The 20,967-nt window shown below is 35.6% G+C and carries 11 protein-coding genes; 3 read left to right on the forward strand and 8 right to left on the reverse strand.

The features are described 5' to 3' along the window. Positions 1-60: 60 nt before the first annotated feature. Together RB619_RS13560 and RB619_RS13565 are read right to left on the reverse strand one after the other, a co-directional pair. On the reverse strand, positions 61-2,187 hold the full coding sequence (locus tag RB619_RS13560; RefSeq protein ID WP_308098255.1) for a hypothetical protein: 2,127 nt from the start codon (positions 2,185-2,187) through the stop codon (positions 61-63). A 203-nt stretch (positions 2,188-2,390) separates the two neighbouring features. Further along, complete coding sequence (locus tag RB619_RS13565) at positions 2,391-5,795, reverse strand: DUF4450 domain-containing protein (RefSeq protein WP_308098257.1); 3,405 nt, start codon at positions 5,793-5,795, stop codon at positions 2,391-2,393. Between the two features lie 254 nt (positions 5,796-6,049). On the opposite strand from RB619_RS13565, the gene RB619_RS13570 reads away from it, so the two are divergent. The 3 genes from RB619_RS13570 to RB619_RS13580 all read left to right on the forward strand — a co-directional run bounded on the left by RB619_RS13570 (position 6,050) and on the right by RB619_RS13580 (position 11,984). Continuing rightward, positions 6,050-7,426 (forward strand): rhamnogalacturonan acetylesterase, encoded by a 1,377-nt coding sequence (locus RB619_RS13570; protein ID WP_308098258.1) that lies wholly within the window; start codon positions 6,050-6,052, stop codon positions 7,424-7,426. A gap of 22 nt (positions 7,427-7,448) precedes the next feature. Continuing rightward, on the forward strand, positions 7,449-10,319 hold the full coding sequence (locus tag RB619_RS13575) for a glycoside hydrolase family 2 TIM barrel-domain containing protein (protein WP_308098260.1): 2,871 nt from the start codon (positions 7,449-7,451) through the stop codon (positions 10,317-10,319). A gap of 156 nt (positions 10,320-10,475) precedes the next feature. Then, a complete protein-coding gene (locus RB619_RS13580) occupies positions 10,476-11,984 on the forward strand; it encodes a rhamnogalacturonan acetylesterase (protein ID WP_308098262.1) in 1,509 nt (502 codons plus the stop codon). Positions 11,985-12,109: 125 nt separating this feature from the next. Here the strand turns inward: RB619_RS13580 and RB619_RS13585 are convergent, their stop codons facing one another. The 6 genes from RB619_RS13585 to RB619_RS13610 all read right to left on the reverse strand — a co-directional run bounded on the left by RB619_RS13585 (position 12,110) and on the right by RB619_RS13610 (position 20,964). Then, on the reverse strand, positions 12,110-12,286 hold the full coding sequence (locus tag RB619_RS13585; RefSeq protein WP_026729959.1) for a histone H1: 177 nt from the start codon (positions 12,284-12,286) through the stop codon (positions 12,110-12,112). Between the two features lie 223 nt (positions 12,287-12,509). Then, positions 12,510-14,951: a glycosyl hydrolase 115 family protein gene (locus RB619_RS13590; protein WP_308098270.1), complete on the reverse strand. Its 2,442-nt coding sequence runs from the start codon at positions 14,949-14,951 to the stop codon at positions 12,510-12,512. Positions 14,952-15,202: 251 nt separating this feature from the next. Next, a complete protein-coding gene (locus RB619_RS13595) occupies positions 15,203-16,531 on the reverse strand; it encodes a glycosyl hydrolase family 28 protein (protein WP_308098272.1) in 1,329 nt (442 codons plus the stop codon). A 22-nt stretch (positions 16,532-16,553) separates the two neighbouring features. Beyond that, positions 16,554-17,966 (reverse strand): family 43 glycosylhydrolase, encoded by a 1,413-nt coding sequence (locus RB619_RS13600; protein ID WP_308098274.1) that lies wholly within the window; start codon positions 17,964-17,966, stop codon positions 16,554-16,556. A 65-nt stretch (positions 17,967-18,031) separates the two neighbouring features. Further along, on the reverse strand, positions 18,032-19,366 hold the full coding sequence (locus RB619_RS13605) for a hypothetical protein (protein ID WP_308098276.1): 1,335 nt from the start codon (positions 19,364-19,366) through the stop codon (positions 18,032-18,034). A 248-nt stretch (positions 19,367-19,614) separates the two neighbouring features. Next, the gene (locus tag RB619_RS13610) at positions 19,615-20,964 is read right to left on the reverse strand and encodes a glycoside hydrolase family 88 protein (RefSeq protein ID WP_308098278.1); all 1,350 of its coding nucleotides are present in this window, start codon (positions 20,962-20,964) and stop codon (positions 19,615-19,617) included. Positions 20,965-20,967 lie beyond the last annotated feature (3 nt).

A 20,967-nucleotide genomic window follows, 5' to 3' on the forward strand; every position in this document is an offset into this window, starting at 1 on the left:
CGTCTTTGCGAGACTAAATAAATCCGCTTTATCAGTAAAATCTGCGAGAAACAAAAAAAATCAAAACATCTTTTGGAATCCTTCGCTTTGCACTTTCCAAGTTCCATCTTTTGGGAAACCCGGATTTTCTTCTGTCGTTCCGTCCCAGCCTGCACACATCATAGCAACTGCTGTTAATAATCCGCCATTTCCTGGAAGGTATAATGTTAATCTTTCTGCTTGATAATTATGTCCATTTTTTAAATAGGTATTTGTTGTCACATTCATAAACAAGGCATCAATTGCTTTATCTGGCATATTTAATCGCGCTGCAGACATTGCCGTCATCGGGAAATCCCATCCCCAAGTTTTGTCCCAAGACCATGTTTTCCAAACCAAGTCAAACGTATTTTTCATGATTTTTTTATCCAAAAGAGAAGTTTCAGGAAGCATTCCGAAAGTTCCTAAAACCGATGGATGATCTGTTTTGAACTCTGGATTAGTATACGAATCTGTTGCACTTTCTGTAGCCAAATAAACATCGCCTGAAACTGGAAGTGGTGATAATTTTGCTAACACCTTTTCCCATTTTTCTGGTACTTTTTGGTTTAACCCGTGCTTCCATGAAATTGCCGTTTTCAATGCCCAATTCCAATAAGCCAATTCATAAGTCGGGTTAAAAGTCTCCATCGCCTTAAAGCGTTCTTGCGCTGGAATAACACCTGGGCCTAAAACATAACGATCGTTTTTAGCATCATAATTAGCAAACGAAGCCATAAAATCGGCAGTTGCAAAAACACGTTCGCTGTATTTTTTCAGGACTACAGCTGTTGGTTTTGTGCGATAAATCAATTCCGCATAGGTAATAAAATGTGGTTGTTGCCAAATTAAAAATGAACCTACAGATGACGGACTTTCATTTCCATCAGGATCCGTCATTTTTTGCCATCTTGCGCCTTCAAAACCTTGTCTTTTGGCAATATTTTTGGCTTTATCAAAAACTTTTTGATACCAAGGAAGGCTTTTTTCAAGCAGTTCTGCTCGGTTCCAAAGCGCAAAATGGACACCATGCCACCAATGCATTTCTAAATGCGGTTTTCCATACCAGCTGTTATACGTCAAACCGGTTTCTTGAGGCGGTACTTTTCCTGTACATTGCACTTTTGTTAAATACTGCGAAAGAATTACTCTTCGCTCTAATTCCTTTGCACGTGGATCTGTACTTCCTGAAAAATCAACTGCTGCACCGCTTAACCAAAATTGTTCCCAGCCTTTTATACTGCTATTTTGAATAGCTTCAAAAGAAGAATTCTCAGTTTTATTTTCTGCCAAAGCAAAAAGACAACTCACTTCTAATGTATTTGTATTAGAAGCTTCAATTACAAAATAATGATCTGAAGCTTTTTTAATTTGTGCATTTCCTTTCCAAGCTAAATCAACATTGTATGAAATGCTGTCCATAACGTGCGTTATAACAGCTTCAGTTTTTGATTTTTGTTTTAAAGTACTTGTATAATTTTGTTTTCCTTCATACTTAGTTCCAAAATCGGCCCAATCTCCGGTTGGAAACGGAATTCTTAAACTGATTTTTAAGCGTTTTTGCAGTAACAAGTCGGATTTTACTTTCACGCCAATTGCATCTTTTTCTTGATGAGAAGCTGTCAAAACAGTTACTGGAGTTCCTTCAACTTCAAAATAACTTTCAATTTCGCCTGTCCATAAATTCAGTTTTTGAGAAATTGATTTAATATCTGATGTTTTTGCCAAGCTTCCATCTTTCTTCAAAATTTCAAAACCCAAATTCCCCAATTGCACTAAATGCGGATTCTGTCTAAACCAATTTATAGCATCAACTTTTCGTTTTGGTTCTTTTATCTGAACCGTATACGAAACATTTCTTCCATATTGCTGATAGTCCCTTAAAGTCTCCGAAAACTTGAAATTCTCTGTGTTTTTATAGCTGTCCCATCCCCACTCCGATTCCGTTCCTAATGGAATTCCGTTTTGGTACGTTTTCGGAAAAGTCTGCAATCCTGTAGCGTCAACTGTAAAGGCAAAAGCGCCATTTCCGACGGTCAAGGAAGCTAAAGTATCAATAGCCGTAATTTGAACGTTATGACGATTTACTAATGCTTTTCGGTCGATTTTCTGCTGTGCGGACAAGCATGCCGAAAATAGGGTGGCAATAATTAAAAATTGTTTTTTCATTTGGTTATTTTTTGGTTTCAGGTTGAAATGCGATTTTTAACCGCAAAGCACGCAAGATTTTTTACTAAGCTATGTTTTATAAACGCAAAGTTCGCAAAGCTTTATCTACACAAAGCTTTGCGAACTTTGCGTTTTTATTTTAGAATGCTAGAAGCAAAAAACCTTGCGTGCTTTGCGGTTAAATCTCAATGTGTTTCATCTCATTATCTAATTAAAGTAACACTCATCAAACCAATCACCACATCATTGGCAACTGTTTTAAGTGTCAAACTTTTTAATGTTTTATTTTTATCCAAAGGCAAATCCAAAATTGTTCCTGCACCGCCGTCTACACCATAATTGGTAAATCCTTTTATGATTGCAAATTCTTTAAAATCTCTTGAAATTTCTCCGGTTTTCAAATACACTCTTGGCGGTTTTGGAGCATCTGTTGTAAAAGCAAGGCCATCAACAAAATAATCCTGTTCAATTGGCCACCAATTTTCTGGGTTTTTTAAAGCTAATATTTCAGAAGTTCCATCGCTGTAATTTACTTTAATTTCTCCGTTTGTGATTCGGCTTTGCATTGGGTTTGTCGATCCGGCCAGCATAAAATAAGCATGCGAAGCTTTTCCGTCAAGCGGAATATTCACGCTTTTTGGATAATTATCCCACATCGACGTAAAGATGATATTCTTCTGATTTTCTTCCGAAGGCGTTTTAAACGGAATTCCATTTGGTGTTTTAATTTCTCCACTTTGGTTGGCTTTTTCGCGTAAACCTTTATCATCAATTTTTACTGAAATATTAGGATAACACCAATTTCCAATTCCTTGTTTTGGAAGTTGTAAAGTGACCGTCTGCGGTCTTGGAGATAAATATTCATTCGTAAAAATATCTGTAACTTTTGCATTGAAATAATTAGAAAGCGAAATGGTTTCTGCCCGTTGCGATTTATCCAAAGGAAGATCCCAATTCGTAACTTTTTCAGTTTCTTTCTTGCTTTTTAAAGTAAATTCAATCGGTTTCCACCAAGAAAAATCACCTTGTTTTAATTGAATAAAAAAGGTTTTGTTTCCCTCGCCGTTTACTGTAGATTGAAAATCCTTCTCCGACTTTATAATTTTACCCAAAACCGATTGTGGATCATACACTGAAACGATTTCACCTTTCCAAATCAACATATTTAAAGCGTCGCCAGAAGTGTATGATGGTTTATGAGACATAGTTGCAAAAGTCACTGCTTTCCAATTTATAACAATATCATAAACAGAATTATAGGGCGCATCAATGCTAATTTTTGGATTTCCCATACTTTCAGGTATTGGTTTCCATGATGCTTTTTTTCCGTTTATAGTAATATTTTCGATTCCTTCATAATAGGCATTCAGAATCAATTTCAAATTCATTTTTGAAGCAAAACGATTTTCAATATGATAACTATCTTTTCTATTATCTCTATTATAAGAAAACGAAACATCTGGAACTTCTAAAGACGCTTCTTCCCATTCTTTAGGAAAACCAGGCTGAATGGTCAAAACTTCTGCAACAGCATCAGGCTTAATCCCGAAAAGTCCTTCGACCAAAGTTCTAGATGCCATTCCTATTGGATCTGCAAAATCACGATACAATTCGCCACGCATTTTATCTTGATACAAAAGCTGTTCAAAACCACCCGGCGAAGCGCCCAAATACATACTTTCGATCAAAACACTTTCCCACATTTTAAATGCTTTTTCCGATTGTCCGCCTTGCCAAAAAGCCAACGAAGTATGTAATTGTTCGGCCAAAGCCACATTATTTATGGACCAAGTATACGGTTGCCAATTTGTTGTACTGATTACATAAAGATCTTTTTTATCCAATCCCTCAGCCGAAATTGGAATATGCGGTATCTCATTATTTACATAATTCAGCATTTGATAACTCTCAAAAGGATTTGACAATTCTGAATCTATCGTATGATAAATGCTCCAAACTCCTGGAGAATCATGCAACAATCGGTTTCCTAAAGCATCTTTATATTCGGCAAAAATTCCTTTTTTAGAAATCCAAAGTTGGTCATTTGAAGCTTTTAAAATTTTCTCCGCTTCCTTTTCGTAAGGCCTTGGATCTTTCTGAATTTTTCTTGCCAATTCAGCAACCGTTTTATTCGCATAATAATTATAGGCAGAAGAATGAATTACGGCGCCACCGCTATATTGCAAAGCGTCGCTCGCCCAAATTGTGGCGTAAGCATCATAAAGTCCGTCGTTATCTGGATCAAAATTTCTTTTTTCCCAATTTAAATGTCTTTCAATTGTAGGCCACATTTCCTTTAAAAAAGCAATATCTCCAGTCCATTTAAAATGACGAAGCATTTGATCAATAAAAACCAAATTCATATCATAATGATGTGCTACCGTATTTTTATTTGGATTTCGGGAAATGTATCCACTGCTAAACATTGAGGTTCCAATTTCTTCTTTTTGACGCGCGAGATTTCTTTCTTCATCAAAAACAATTGGACCATTATCCGGTGAAATCACTTGCGAATTGCTGTAACTTGTAAAATGCGTTTTTGCTCTGTCGTGCCATCCTAACGGATCTGCTGTATAAGCGCCACGCCATGCATTCAGGTACATTCTCCACGCAATTGCACCGTGAAGATATGCTGGGTTTTCCCAAATTCCGTCAGAAGCAATTGAAAGTGCGAAACCTAAATTATTGATATAAGGATCTGGGGTTTTTACTTTAACTCTGTTCGCCAAAATCTGTGTTTGTTGAACTGATTTTTCATAAAGCTGAGCGATTTCTTTTTGCGAAACAGCCGTTTTTATTTCTTCTGTAGAAAAATACCAATAAATAGCTTTTTCAGAAATACTGTTTGTTTTACCTGAAATAACCGGCAAATTTTCTGCATTTGAATTATACAACTCTGAAGGCGAATTTTGATTTTTTGCGTTTGCCAAAAGCACTTTCGATTCTGGAAAAAATCCAGTTAGAGTTTTATTATTTCCCGTTTTCTGTTTATTGCTTTCCGAACCATATTCCAACAAAAAAGACTGTTTTTGCAAAGTGTATTTATTACCAAGACAATAATCAGGTTGCAAATAAAACACCGATTCCGGATCAGCGCCAATATCGCCATCACGACTGAATTTTTTTCCCGTTGCACCTCCAAAAGCCCAAATAATATTGCTGTTTTTAGAAACTCCATTTCCGTAAGCTTTTACAATAAAACCTTCTTTTTCTTTTAAAGCGACAACATCAACAAATAATTTTCCGTTTCCTAAAATAGCATCTTCAATTGTATAATGCATTGTGCCTAAAACGTAACGTGTATCAATTTTAGAAGCCTCAGTAATCCATTTGCTGTCTTTTCCGCTTGAAATTCCCAGTTTGAAGTTTCCTCCCATTCCCGGCATGTACATGGCAAATTCAGGCAAATCGCCCGTTTCGACTCTAAATCCGGTGTTGGAACCGTATAAAGCACGATTGAATTTTCGGGTTCCATTTTTTAAGACAAAACTGTTTTCTTCTGGCGAATAATGAAGTTTGCGTACTTCTTTATTTTGTCCAAAACTTAAAATTGGAAATAAAAAAAGCAAACTTAAAAACCTTGTAAAAGAATATTTTTTTGTTTTCATAAAGCAGTAAAAATGGCAAAATCTAAATAAGAATTAAATAAAATTAAAATCGCTTTTTTTTATCAATTCCATAATTATGATGCAATTTCTTTGTTTTTTTGTGGTATACTATCCTGTACCTACCTGATTTACTAAATATAAAAAGTATATTAATTTTTAGCATTTTTAAATTCTTTTTAACATCATAGTACAGGATACTATATCAAAAATGAACCGTTAGATTTGAAAATCAAATAAATTAAAATCTCAAAAAATTGGTAAAAATCAGTACTTTCTTATCGATGGTTATTTGTTTGGCAATGCCGAATCAGTTCTTTGCTATGCATTCTAATTTGCCTATAAATAATGCTGTTTATTCTTCTTCAGAAAATAAAAAGGACAGCGAAAAAAACAATACAGAACCACAGGTTTTTGTTTTTGGAAATTCGGCAAAAAACAAAAAAAGCACTTTAGTAAACAATGCATTAGTTTATACGGATGCAAAAGGTTTTGGATTTGATTTTAGTTCGGCTTCGAATGTAAAAATCAATTCAAATTCTTTTTCTATTACAAAACCAACCTACTTTTCGACTGCAGTTCCTGAAGGAAATTATCAAGTTGAAGTTACTATAGGAAGTGCTGAAAAAGATTCGAAAGTGACCATAAAAGCAGAATCGAGACGCTTAATGTTAAATGAGTTTGCTGTAAAAAAAGGACAAAAAATAACGCAGACTTTTAATGTTAATGTCCGAAATATCAAAATTGACGATCAGACCAATATCAGTTTAAAAGACCGTGAAAAAGAAATTTTAAACTGGGATCACAAACTGACGCTTGAATTTCTTGGTGAAGCATCTATCCAAAGTATTAAAATAACTCGAAAAGATAATTTGACTGTAGTTTATCTTGCTGGAGATTCTACCGTAACCGATCAAGATGTTGAACCTTGGGCGTCTTGGGGGCAATTCATTACCAATTATTTTGATCAAAATATTGTAGTTGCAAATTATGCGTATTCGGGTTCATCTTTAAGTTCTTTTAAAGGAGCAAATCGTTTGAAAAAAATACTTTCTGAAATCAAAAAAGGAGATTATTTATTTGTGGAATTTGGCCATAATGACGAAAAAATAAAAGGTGAAGGCAATGGAGCTTTTGGATCTTATTCGACTTTATTGACTGAGTTTGTAAATTCGGCTAAGGAAAAAGGTGCGATTCCGGTTTTGGTGACACCAACACAGCGCCGATTTTTCAATGAAAATGGGACTTTAAAAGAAACACACGGTGAATTTCCTTCCGCGATGCGAGCAGTTGCTCAAAAAAATGATGTCGCTTTAATTGATGTTACAAAAATGACAACCGAATTATATGAAGCTTGGGGCGACGAACCTTCAAGAAAAGCTTTTGTACAATATCCTGCGAATACTTTTCCGGGACAGGAAAAAGCATTAGATGACAACACTCATTTTAATGGATTCGGAGCCAACGAAATCGCACTTTGCGTTTTAAAAGGCATTCGTGAACTTGATCTTCCTTTAAAAAAACATATTAAAAAAGAAACACCAGATTATAATCCGAAGAAACCAAATTTCATTTCAAGCTGGACTTTGCCAATGAGCGCCCGATTTGAAATTGTTAAACCAGATGGCAATTAACCATCAAAGAATTCACTTTACTATGCTACTAAAAAACACTATCCAAAATCTCTCTATTCTTGCATTTTCGCTTTTTCTGACCCAAAACAGCCATGCACAACAAACCGATAAAGTTTATCTTTCAGGAAAAGATTTTGAACATCCTGTACAATGGGATTTTTATTGTACTGATGGAAACAACAGTAAAACTTGGTCAAAAATAAATGTCCCGTCACAATGGGAATTAGAAGGTTTTGGCGAATATACTTATGGACGCTGGTACAAAGAATTGAACCAAAAAGAGCCAAGCAAAGAAGAAGGTTTATACAAATATGAGTTTGAAGTTCCGGCAGATTATAAAGGCAAAGATGTTTTAATCGCTTTTGGCGGTGCAATGACGGATACTGAAGTAAAAGTAAACGGAAAACTTGCTGGAGCGATCCATCAAGGTGGTTTTTATGAGTTTAAATATGATATTTCATCTCTTTTAAAATACGGCGGAAAAAACACTTTAGAAGTTCATGTTTGGAAACATTCGGCAAATAAATCAGTTAATGCCGCTGAAAGAAGAGCGGATTGGTGGCTGTTTGGCGGAATCTATCGTCCGGTTTGGTTAGAAGTTTCACCAAAAACTCATATTGAAAATATTGCTGTAAACCCAAAAATGGATGGTTCAATTACAGTTGATTTGGATTTGAAAAATGTTTCTAAAAACGCGACTTTAGAAGCGACTTTAAAAGGTTTGAACGGAGAAAATTTCCAGACTTTTACTTTTCCGCTTAAAGCGAAATCTACCAAAGAAACTATTGCCGCACAGTGGAAAAACATAAAACCTTGGAATCCTGAAAATCCAAATTTATATGACTTGCAATTGGTTTTAAAACAAAACGGAACTGCAGTTCATCAATATGACAAGCGAATTGGTTTCAGAACTTTAGAGTTTAAAAAACAAGATGGAATTTACCTTAATGGAACTAAAATTATCATGAAAGGAATTAACCGTCACTCGTTTTGGCCAGAAGGCGGAAGAAGTACCAGCAAACGTATTAGCGAGCTGGACGGAAAGTTAATTAAAGATATGAATATGAATGCCGTTCGTGGGCATTATCCTCCAGATACGCACTTTTTAGAAGTTTGTGATTCGCTTGGTCTTTTTGTTTTGAACGAATTGGCAGGCTGGCAAAACTCTTACGATACTGAAACTGGGAAAAAATTAGCAACTGAAATGATCACTCGTGATGTCAATCATGCCTCTGTGATTATTTGGGATAACGGAAATGAAGGTGGATGGAATTATGATACGGATAAAGTCTTCGCAGATCTAGATCCGCAAAAAAGAATTGTAATTCATCCTTGGGCCGATTTTAATGGCTGGGACACGCACCACTACCCGACTTACTTAACAGGAATGCATCGTTTTAACGCAGGAGAAAATGTATTTTTCCCAACCGAATTTATGCACGGAACCTATGATAACGGTCACGGAGCTGCGCTGGAAGATTTCTGGAATCGCTATAAAGAAAGTCCGCTTTTTGCAGGAGGATTTATGTGGGCGATGTTGGACGAAGCTGTTTTTCGCTCTGATTGGAAAGGTGATGCAAAATTTGATTCAAAAGGTTCTTTAGCTGCTGACGGGATTTTAGGTCCGCATCGTGAAAGAGAAGGAAGTTATTATACAGTAAAAGAAGTTTGGGCGCCAATTCAATTTCAGCCAAAACAAGTTACAGAAGGTTTTGACGGTTCATTCTTAATCAAAAACGACTATCTTTTCAGTAATTTGAATACCTGCAAAATGGAATTCAAAGTGTTACAATCGGATAAAAATGTGCTTTACACCACTGGAACTGCAAAAGAAATAAGCGGAGGAAAAATCGAAATTCCGAGTATTGATCCTGGTGAAACACGCAAAATTCAGTTTGCTGTTCCGAATAATTTTGCTAAAGGTGATGTTTTATCGATTTCAGCTTATGATCAGTTTGGAAAAGAAATTTATACGTGGACTTGGCCTATTCACAAAGCTTTATTTTATGCCAATAAATTTTTAGCGGTTCAAAACACAAAAGCGAAAGCATCGGCTTTGAAAACAGGAACTGAAGTTACTTTAAAAGGTGGCGATGTTACGGTTGTTTTAAGTTCTGAAAATGGAGAAATTACATCGGTTAAAAATGCATCGGCAACAATTCCGTTAACAAATGGTCCGCGACCAATTGGAATGAAAGCGAAATTGAAAGATATTCAGGTTTCTCAGGAAGGCGATAAAGCCGTTTGTACAGTTTCATACGTTGGCGGTATTTCTTCTATTAAATGGACTATGGAACCAGACGGAAGATTTAAAATGGAAATGGTTGTTCTTAAAAACGAAAAAGCACCAAGCGGTTTTGATGGTTTTGATGGTGCTTTCTTTGAAGATAAAATCAACTCGTTCGGAATTACTTTCAGTTTTTCTGAAAAAGATGTTACCGGAATTAAATGGTTTGGAAGAGGTCCTTACCACGTTTGGAAAAACAGAATTAAAGGAACAACTTACGGAATTTGGGAAAAAGACTACAACAATACGATTACGGGCGAAAGCTTCGAAAATCTAGTTTATCCAGAATTTAAAGGTTATCACGCTAATTTATTGGGAGCAAACTTAAAAGCAGGCGCTTCATCGTTTAAAGTTTTCAGTGAATCTGATAATTTATTCTTGAGATTATTTACGCCTGATTTGCCTAAAAATGGTTTTCCAGGAAGCAATCCGCAACCGGCATTTCCAGAAGGCGATATCTCATTTATGTATGAAATTCCGGCAATGAGAGATTTCAAACCTTTGGAACAACAAGGACCACAAAGTCAACCAACAAACATCAGAATTAAAAGCGGTGACGACGGAATTAAGATGAATTTGTGGTTTGATTTTAGAGATAAGATTTAAGTTTCAGGTTTAATTACTTTATCATTTTAACCGCAAAGCACGCTAAGATTTTCATCTCTTTGCGCTGAGAAATCGCAAAGTTCGCAAAGATTAGCGTGCCTTGCGTAAACCCTTGCGAACTTTGCGGTTAAATACACATTTTATATTTCACTAATTATGAAATCAATCAAAATACTTTCTGCCCTAATTTTAGCAGTATTATTTTTCAATTTTACATCCACCAAAAACAATAAACCAACTGTTTATATGGTTGGCGATTCAACCGTGAAAAACGGCAAAGGCGATGGCGCAGGCGGACTTTGGGGCTGGGGAGATTACATTGGGCAGTTTTTAGATACAACAAAAGTCAATATCGAAAATCATGCTTTAGGTGGCACCAGCAGTCGAACTTTTCAGGACAAAGGTTTATGGATTGAAGTTTTGAATAAACTTAAAAAGGGCGATTATGTACTAATCCAATTTGGACATAATGACGATGGACCAATTAATGATACTATTCGCGCACGCGGTACTTTCAAAGGAATTGGGAATGAATCACAGGAAATTGACAATTTGATTACCAAAAAACACGAAACCGTTCATAGTTACGGCTGGTATATTCAGAAAGTAGTTCGAGAAGCCAAATCAAAAGGCGCTATTCCAATTATTTGTTCGCCAATTCCGAGAAACGACTGGAAAGAAGGAAAAGTGCCGAGAAACAATAAATCATATGGTTTATGGGCCAAACAAATTGCCGAAAAGGAAAAAGTTACTTTCATCAATTTGAATGAAAAAATGGCCGTGGAAATGGAAAAATTCGGCGAAGCAAAAGTAACCGGAACTTATTTCTACAAAAAAGATCATACACATACTTCTGCACAAGGTGCTGTTCTTTCGGCTTCGGTTATTATCAATGAATTAAAAGCGAGCAAAAACTCTTTAAAAAATTACATTTTAGCCAATCCAAAAATTGTGCTTCCGCCAAAGAAAAAACTTTTTTTAATTGGCGATTCAACAATGGCCAATAACAACAATAATCCTGACGCTGTTGGCTGGGGAGTTCAATTCCCACAATATTGCGACACTACAAGAATTGAAGTAATCAATAAAGCGAGAGGTGGCAGAAGCACCAGAACTTTTGTCTATGAAGGTCTTTGGGACGAAGTAAAAAACCAATTACAGCCTGGAAATTTCGTTATTATTCAGTTTGGACATAACGATGCGGGCGATATTGATAAAGAGAAATTCAGAGGTTCATTAAAAGGAAATGGAGATGAAACGCAAGAAGTAACGCGTCCAGACGGTTCAAAAGAAATTGTACATACTTTTGGGTGGTATATGGAGAAATTCATTCGAGAAGCCAAAGAAAAGGGCGCAATTCCGATTGTTATAAGCTTAACGCCAAGAAACGAATGGCCAAATGACAAAGCCGAACGTAGAACGGATAGTTATGTAATTTGGTCTAAAATTGCTGCCGAAAAAGAAAAAGTTCCTTTTATCGATTTAAATGATATTGTGGCGACAAAATATGAGGCTTTAGGAAAAGAAAAAGTAAAAGCCTTTTTTCCAAAAGATCATACGCACACGGGCTTAGAAGGTGCAACTTTAAATGCGTTGACTGTTGCTGAAAGTCTTAAGAAGATAAAAGACTGTAATTTGAAAGATTATATTGAGATACCTAAATAATTGTGAATTGTTAATGTTGAATTGTAAATTTCGCTTTTGACTTTTGACTTTCGACTTTTGACTAAAATAAAAAACCTCGCTTACATTACATAAGCGAGGTTTTTGTTTTTGAAATACGAAGTGTATTATTTTTTTGATTCTTCGATAGAAACTTTTCTGAATTCTTTTAAAAGTTTTTCAATTTCTAAAGTAGCTTTTCTAGCTCTTGGTCCAGCAGCTTTAATACCTTTTTCAGTTAAAGATTCAGCTTCTGCTTTAAATGTGTCAATTTCGGCGTTGATTTTTACTAATAGATCTTTCATGCTTATACTTGTTAAATTAAGGCGCAAAAATAAATGTTTGCACGAACTATAACGCACGTTTAATGTTAAAATTATAACTGTTTTGGCGATTTAAGTTAATAATTATTTAACCTATTTTCTTTAAATCTCTATATCAATGGATTACAAAAAATTAGAAAACTATTTTTTTCAAATATTTTTTCAACTCCGCCGCTGTTACTGCTTCATAATCATCATTTAATGCTTAATTCAAAGGTATTTCGTAAGAACTTCCTTCGTTTGAAGGATAAACTGCCAGCTGATCCAGCACAATACCGGTCTGGTTTACTTCTATCTTAATTTTATGTTTTCCTTTTTCCAATTTTAAAGCAGGAAGTTTTACAATTGCACTGTTTCTTAAAACATTTTCTTTCCATGTTTTGTCACGGTCTTTTGTATTTGTTTTAAAAGACTGTAAAGCGTTTTCATCAATCTGAATTCCAACTTCATGATCAAAGTTATTAGAATGCGTCGGCAATGTTCGGAGTTCAACTTCATATTCACCTGCATTTTTTATTTCAAATTCATAAACTACAGAAGGTTTTGCTTCTTTAAAATACTGTTGTTTTAAAGGGAATAAAGCAACAGCATTATTACTGTAGCCCAATCCGTTAATTGTCTTCCAATTGTAATTTTTAAAACCTTTTTGAGAAACAAATGCATTGGCTTGAATTGCAATTCTGTTTGCTGTTTCTTTTTGCACTTTTACAACTGATTCAGGCTTTTTAACCGAATCAAAAACAGGAAGGTTTCTAGGATGCATCGACATCATTTTATTCCATTTTCCGTCGCTTAATTTGGTATTGTAAAAATCGGTAAGTGCTTCAATTTTATGGAAAGCCTCTGATGCCAAAAGTTCATATTTTGCCTTTTCTTTTTCATCTGAAGTTATTGCTGCCAAATTCCAATATAAAAACTTATGATTCATATAAGCTGCGCCTTTTAACGGATAAACAGCCAATTGAAACCAAGCATCTTTTCGCTCTCGCGGAATAAATTCAGAAAGGCTGTCTATTTTCTCAATAAGTGTATTGTAGTCTTTTATTCTGTTCCAAATTTCCTTTTCTGAAAAATCGGATAGCTTTACCGGTGTTGTTGGTTCGGTTTGGCTCCAGCCCATATATTCTGGTTTTCTGAGAAATGCCAAACGATAATATTCTTCGAAAATAGTACTTACTTCGGCGCTTATTTTAGGCGAAAATTCTCTTGAAGCCCAATCTTTTAAATACTGATTAAGTCCGTCAGATTTTATACTGTTGATGTCCCAAGCCATGTCCAAAAACAACTCGGTATCATATTCTGCAGGCTTAATATCGCCAACATTTACAATCCACATTTTTTTTGCTCCATTTTCATAGGCTTTGTTCATTTCGTACCAAATCAAACCGGGTTGCATTGTACTCAGCCAAAGATAATCGTGTGGTCTTCCCCAATAACTTATGTGATAATAGACTCCGCTTCCTCCTGCTCTTTTTTGTTCTTCTTCGTTGCTCAAACGGCGAATGTATCCGTAATTATCATCGGGCCAAACTAATGTAATATCACTCGGAACTTTAAGTCCGTTATCGTATAATTCTAAAACTTCTTTGTATGGAACAAAAGCTTGTGGAATATCTTTCAAAGGCTTTTTGAAGGTATTCGATAGCATTTCGCGCTGGTTTACGATAATTTTTTCGACCATTTCAATAGATTCTTTTAAATCCTTTGCCCCTTCCATTTTACTATCATGAACGCCACGCATTCCAAGCGTCATGATGGTTTCGTTTTGAGCCGACTTTAATTCATCTAAACGATCCTGCCAATATTTATCAACCTGAGTTTTATTCGTAAAATAATTGTAATCGCCGTAGATTTTAGGTTTCCATTCATCGACATTATTTCGAAGCATTGGCTCGGCGTGAGACGAACCAATTACGATATGATATTTTTGCGCCATTTCTTTATTTCCAGCAATTGTAAAAAATCCTTTTGTTGACGGATGCATCGCTGGCCAGATGGTATTGGCTTTCAAACGCAACAATAATTGGAAGATTTTCTCGTACGTTTTTGGACCAATATCTCCTGTTTCTGGTTCAAATGTTTTGGCTGCCCAAGGCTGAAGTGCCCAATCTTCGTCATTCAAAAAAATACCACGATATTGTACCGAAGGCGAAGAAATTATTTTTTGCTCTGAAAGTTTTAAGGAAAGTTTTTCTTGTTTTATTGGATGAACATCTGCCCACCATTTCCAAGGAGAAATTCCGAGACGTTCCGATATTTCGAAAATTGCATAAACAGTTCCGCGAACATCAGAACCGGCAATTATTAGATTTTCTTTCTCTTTTTGGATTGAAAATTTCTCCCATTGATTCGAAAGCTCTTTTTGCTCTTTTCTGGTTTTAAAAAGTGCATTTGAAGCTTCTCCAATATAAATTCCGTTTTTAGAAAATGAATTTACCTGAAGTATTTCTGGTCGATTTCCTGTTAATTCTTTGACATCATCTGCAAATTCATTTACTGCCCAAATAATTAAAGGATCTGTATTTTTATCGATGTAAATGTTTACTGCATTGTTTGAATCTGCAATTAAAAAATCGGTTGTGATTTTCTTTTGGCAGAAAACATTTATGGATGAAATCGAAACGATTAAAAGCAGTATTTTTTTCATTTTTATTTTTATTTTGCCACGAAGACGCTAAGGCACAAATTTTTATTCTCATTTTTGTCATTCCGAGGAACGAGGAATCTCCGCAAGAAACTCCACAATCTAAATCGCCAATCTGTGTAGAGCTACTCGTGGAGATTCCTCGTTCCTCGGAATGACAAACTTTATGGTTACTTTGTGCTAGACGTACTGCTGTGCGCCTCTACAGAAAAACCTTTGAACCTTTGAACCTTTGCAACTCTGAACCTTTGAACCTATTCTAAAACCTTCTTATTCACAACAACATTTTTAAAAGTCACTCCTTTTATCAAACTTTTATCAATATCAGCCTTAACAGATTCAATATTCAAGTTTTCAAAAGTGAAATTGGATAAACGAACATTTGGGTCATTTTCTACTTTATAGAACATCTCGCATTTTAGATCAATATTTTTTAAAGTAACGTTATCTCCATACGATAATGGAACATCAGGGCGACCTTTTAAATCAAAAAACTGTTTCCATGCTAAAATCGCCAGACCGTTTTTGGTTTGTCCCTTAATATCTTCCAATCTGATAAATTCGTAAAGTTGTGGCGTATCAGGTCTCATTTTAAGATGTAACAATATTGATGGTCCGTCAACTTCGCAATTGCGCATAATTATGTTTCGGTTATGAATCGCTTCACTTCCGTTCGTTAAAGCCGAATGACAATATCCAAACTTACAGTCCTCAATAATAATATTGGTGTTTGGTCCATTATTTTTATCTTGGTCAGCATAAGGTCCTTTACCTCCTTTTAGCGCTACAGCATCATCATTTACAGACATGTTAGTGCCTTTTATTAGTACGTTGCTACAAATATCAAGATCAATTGCATCGGTGCTTGGAGCATCACCTTTTTTGTGTGGAGAATAGATATAAGCATCCAGTATTTTTATATTATTGCATTTATAAAAATGATTCGTCCAAAAACCTGAATTAATGAATTTTACATCTTGAAATTGTACGTTGTTTGAATTCCAAACAAAAACTAATCTTGGTCTAGAAACTTCAAGATTGGTACATTTTGGATTCTCTTTTCGGCGCGCCCAGAAAGCATCCCAATATTTTCTTCCGTTTCCGTTTATGGTACCTTTTCCTGAAATTGAGAAATTATCAACGCCGTAAGCATTTACCAAAGCTGGGAAATAATCCAGATTCTGGCCTTCCATTCTTGAAGGCATAATTGGATAATTGGTAATATCATCAGAGCCTTTTAAAACTCCGCCTTCACTGATGTACAAAGCTGTTTTTGGCTTAAAAAACAAAGCACCACTCAGGTAAACGCCTTTTGGGATTATGATTACGCCTCCTCCATTTGTCGCAGCTTTATCAATCACTTTCTGAATAGCAACGGTTTGTAATTTTGTACTGTCTTTGCTTACACCAAAATCTGTAATCGTGTATTTTTTTCCTAAATCTTTTAATTGAAGTTTTGTATAATCTTTAAACCAAGATGCAATTTCGGTTCCATCAGGAAATTTGTCATTGCTGTATTTCTGCGAAAATGCACTTTGAGAAATTCCCAAAACACATAAAACCAAAGTGAAAAACTTTTTCATTGTAAGCTGTTTTATTTTTTATTTATTTCTTTATTTCAATTTGAGTAACGGAAATATTATATCCTGTACTTCCGTAATTTGATTTTCTCTTATCCGACCAATTTGGTCTTTCTCCAGTTCCTGAAACCATTAAAATGTAGTTTCCTTTTTTCAAAATTGGAGATTTGTAAACAGGTGTTTCTGTTGCATTTTTACTGTACAAGTCAACAATTGTAGTTGTAATAATTTTTCCTTTTTCGTCTGTCAAAACAACTTTAGCGTAACCATTTTCAGATCCAACAAAACTTGAAAAACCAATTTGCTGTCCTTTGAATTTAATCGAAAATGAAGCATTTTTATCATCAGATTTGCTTTCGATATCTTTATGACTCCAATTTCCGGAATATTTAATTTCTTTATTATTGTTTTTAAAAATTTTATTCGTGTTTTTTGGTACAGATGCAATTCCGGTAGCCAAATCAATTTGCCATGTCTCTTCGTATTTCGGAATTGAAAGCGACTTTCCTAAAATTGTCAACGGCTGCCAAACATAAGTTGCCGATGAAGCCTGTTTAGGAAACGACCAGCGATCACCCATAAACATATATGTTGTTTCTTTAGAACCTTGAATTGGCAAAACAAAAGTCGATTGCGAATTCCATGTCAGCGTTTCTTTTGGCGCAATTAAACCTTGAAATTCCCAAGGCCCTTTTATTGAATTTGAGGTATAATAATAATTGTCATTTTTCTCCCAACTTGTCAAATGTGAACCAATAAAATAATACAGATTCTCTTTTTTAAGCATCGTTGGTGATTCAAATCCGGTTGTTATATTTTCATTTACTTTTTCTGTAACCGATTTATAATCATCGCTTAATTTGTAAATTTCACCACCGTGAACTAAAATATATCCTGAACCATCAGAATCTTGAAAAGTTCCCATATCCCATTTTTTGATTGGTTTTCCGTCCAACAAAAGCGGGCCTTTAAAAGTATATGGACCTTCAATATTTTTTGAAACGGCATAACCCACAAACTGATCTTTATACGTTAAAGTATCAGCGTGCATATACATTACAAATTCATCTGTTTTTGGGCATTTCATCACTTTTACTCGCTCACCAACACGATTTGGTCCCAATTTTCCAGATTCTTGTAGAGGAAGCGCCTGACGCTCAAATTTCCAATTGTAAAGATCTTTTGAAGAATAACAATTAAAACCTTCAAATGCATTGCTGGTATCACTGTGTGCTTCTCCAAATAAATAAAATGTATCTTTTTCTTTTATAATGTTTGCACCGTGTGCGCTTACAATATTTCCGTTTTGGTCAAGCCAAGGCGTTCCAGAATAAATGGCATCCATTTTTCCTGATTCTTGCGCAAAAGAAACCGTCACATTGCTTATAAAAACAATGAAGATTAAGCGACACAAAACGAAACAATTTTTATTAAACATTTTCACTTTTTACAATTCAAAATTCACTACTGACTATTCACTAATCACTATTCACTCTTTACTAATCACTTCCTTTTCAGCCACTCCTTCGGCACATTTACAATACAGATATTCAATGTTCGATTATCTTCAGAAAGCATTGCCGACTGAATTTCGATTTTTGTTCCGTCTCTGTTAAAAGTTGGATGAACATGATCTGCTGCCGTTTCTTTATGTCCGGTTGTCAACATCATCATTTCATTTGTTTTTCTGTCGATTAAATACAAACTTCTTGAAAAGTCATCACCAACAGCCCATCTTCCATCAGACGAACCGTGAACGTGCCATAAGCCACTTCCGCTTTTAGTTTGGCCGGCGATAATCATTTCGCGCGTTCTTAAATTTACGATTGCCAAACCAGTTGGTTTTTCTCTCGTTCCCGAATTTCCCCAATTACTTTCCTGACCCGGATTTTGAGGATTTCGAACTTCTGTACTAGAAGTCACTTCGACTGGAGCATCTTTCTGAATATCAATTTTTCTATGTCCCATAATCGCCATCGCCACCTCATCTTTAGAAATTACAACTTCGTGCGTAACCCATTCATAATCCGATTCTGGATATAACGGTCTCAAACCAGATCCGTCTGCCATAACGGTCCAAGTACGCTGTGGCGATTTTCCTCCGGTTTCCCAGCAAAAAACCAATTCGCCCGGATTCCAGATATTAGATTGAATATGTCCAACCTGAAACGGCACCGAAATTACATGTTTCACTTCACCAGTCTTAATATTCATACTGCTTATTCCGCCCGGACCTGCTCCCATATTTCTCGGTCCAAAACTTTTTTCAATTTTTACATTTGGATCTAAATATCTCGCCGCTTCTTCTTTTCCGATTCTGAAATAAACGCGATCTTCATTAGCATCCAAAGCCATATCTCCTGAAGCGCCCATTTCTGGATTTGTTGTACCGCAAACACGTTCATAAGCCGAAACTGGTTTCATTTTTCCTTTTTCGCTGTCAGCAAAAACGGCTTCGAGATTCACTTCCATAATCTGCATTTTATCGCTATCGCCTTTTCGCATAAAATACAATTTCATTGATTTTTGCGCCATGCATAATGTTCCGGTATAACCACCTTCTGTAACCTGAACCATTACACCTGATTTTTCGTTTACAGCCATTGCTTCTCCGTTGGCTCTTTTGGTTCTGAAAATCAGCCATTCGCCATCAGAAGTCCATTGTGGATGTGTTGGATATGTTTTCGAATCTCCAGCCGATTTTGTAGTTAAAAAGATTAAATCGATACCTGTAACGGGATCTTTGATTATCTTTTTCTCTGATGGAAATCGTTTTCCTATTTGGCAGAAAACTGCTGTGGTAAATAATAGGAAAAATATATATATTGTTGATTTCATAGGATGTTGGTTGTTTTGTCGCGAAGGCGCTAAGACTCGAAGTTTTTTTGATGCTTTGTCGATTAATCTCGCAAAGGCGCTAAGTCGCAAAGTTTTTTTTGTTTATAACATAGAATTTGGCTAAAGCCGATAGTGATAACTTATATTTTACCTCCAGTTAAAACTGGAGGCAATTAAAATTAAACTTTAAAACTTTGCGCCTCCTCGATTTTGCGAGATTAAAACTTTACTAAGAGCCTTAATCGATTTTACTTATGCAGATTATTTTTTCCTTCTATTTTCAATTGAATAGAACTGTCATTTATTTGAAACTGACTGTCTTTTAAAAGCATAATCACTTCGGCTCCGGCCAATAAAACTGGACCATAACCGTGCGCGGCAAAAACGTTTACGGGACGATAATAATAAAATGCAGGATCAAAACCCATTCCGGTTCCAACGCAAGTTCCTTCAACCTGACCTTTATCATTTACTTTTGTAGCAACCGCATTCCACGCTAATAAAACTGCTGGAGCATACGTCATTTTATCAACATAACCACGATTTATGGCTCTGGCAATAGAATACGCATAAATTGCCGTTGCTGAAGTTTCTAGATACGAATCATTTCGATCTAATAATTGGTGCCAAAAACCTGTTCCGTCTTGATATTGAACTAGTCCCGCAATGTGTTTTTGCAACTGAGTTAAAACTTGGTTATAACCTGGATGATTTTTTGGCAAAACTTCCAATAATTCCACCATTGTCATGACAGCCCAACCATTTGCTCTTGCCCAATGAAACTGTGGATGAACCTCCATTGATTCGACCCAGCCGTGCATGTAAATTCCTTTTTGGCTGTTAAACATTCTTTCAGAAAACTGATTAACCTGTTTTACAGCATCGTCAAAGTATTTGGTGTTTCCGGTGTAACTTCCCATTTGTGCCAAAGCCGGAACACTCATAAACATATCATCAAGCCATAGTGTATTGTCTTGTGGTCTGTTTCTTGCGAGAGTTCCATCTTTTAATCGGAATTGTTTGTTACTGATAAAGTCGATGTAGTTGTTTACCAAAGGATCAATATTGGCTTTTAAACCTTCTTTTTTTGCTTTAATAAATGCAGCACAAAGCGCACCGGCAAAATCTAATGCCTCAGGATGAAGCGTTTTCAGCATATCTTTATCCTTGATGTTTTTTTCATTATAATTTTGAGCAATATCAGCGATTAACTGGATTCTTTTGTTGGAATAATCTGCGTAATATTTCTCGCCTGTTGCTTTAGAAGCTAAAAGCATTCCGGCATACGTAACACCCCATTCATAACTTGTCAATCTGAAAGCACCCGGTTCAAAAACAATATCTTGATTGCTTTTTTTATAATCAGTAATAACTGCTTTAGTATTTGCATCGATAATTTTTGAAGCCGAATTTTTATCTAAAAAATTATAGACCCTGTCCAAAACCACTTTTATATCTTCCTTTTGTGGAATAACATACGGCGTTGGATAATCAGGTTGCATTAAATGCAATGGCGCAGTCGCATCTGTTTTTTGTGCGTTTGCATTTGTAAATGATGCAAACACTAGCATTGCTAAAAGGGTTGATTTATAGTTCATAAT

The organism is Flavobacterium sp. LHD-80 (assembly GCF_030929605.1).
Lineage (GTDB): Bacteria > Bacteroidota > Bacteroidia > Flavobacteriales > Flavobacteriaceae > Flavobacterium.

Excerpts from the sequence above, each read along its gene's own strand:
- RB619_RS13560 (WP_308098255.1), bottom strand. The coding sequence starts at position 2,187 with ATGAAAAAACAATTTTTAATTATTGCCACCCTATTTTCGGCATGCTTG.
- RB619_RS13565 (WP_308098257.1), bottom strand. The coding sequence starts at position 5,795 with ATGAAAACAAAAAAATATTCTTTTACAAGGTTTTTAAGTTTGCTTTTT.
- RB619_RS13575 (WP_308098260.1), top strand. The coding sequence starts at position 7,449 with ATGCTACTAAAAAACACTATCCAAAATCTCTCTATTCTTGCATTTTCG.
- RB619_RS13580 (WP_308098262.1), top strand. The coding sequence starts at position 10,476 with ATGAAATCAATCAAAATACTTTCTGCCCTAATTTTAGCAGTATTATTT.
- RB619_RS13585 (WP_026729959.1), bottom strand. The coding sequence starts at position 12,286 with ATGAAAGATCTATTAGTAAAAATCAACGCCGAAATTGACACATTTAAA.
- RB619_RS13590 (WP_308098270.1), bottom strand. The coding sequence starts at position 14,951 with ATGAAAAAAATACTGCTTTTAATCGTTTCGATTTCATCCATAAATGTT.
- RB619_RS13595 (WP_308098272.1), bottom strand. The coding sequence starts at position 16,531 with ATGAAAAAGTTTTTCACTTTGGTTTTATGTGTTTTGGGAATTTCTCAA.
- RB619_RS13600 (WP_308098274.1), bottom strand. The coding sequence starts at position 17,966 with ATGTTTAATAAAAATTGTTTCGTTTTGTGTCGCTTAATCTTCATTGTT.
- RB619_RS13605 (WP_308098276.1), bottom strand. The coding sequence starts at position 19,366 with ATGAAATCAACAATATATATATTTTTCCTATTATTTACCACAGCAGTT.
- RB619_RS13610 (WP_308098278.1), bottom strand. The coding sequence starts at position 20,964 with ATGAACTATAAATCAACCCTTTTAGCAATGCTAGTGTTTGCATCATTT.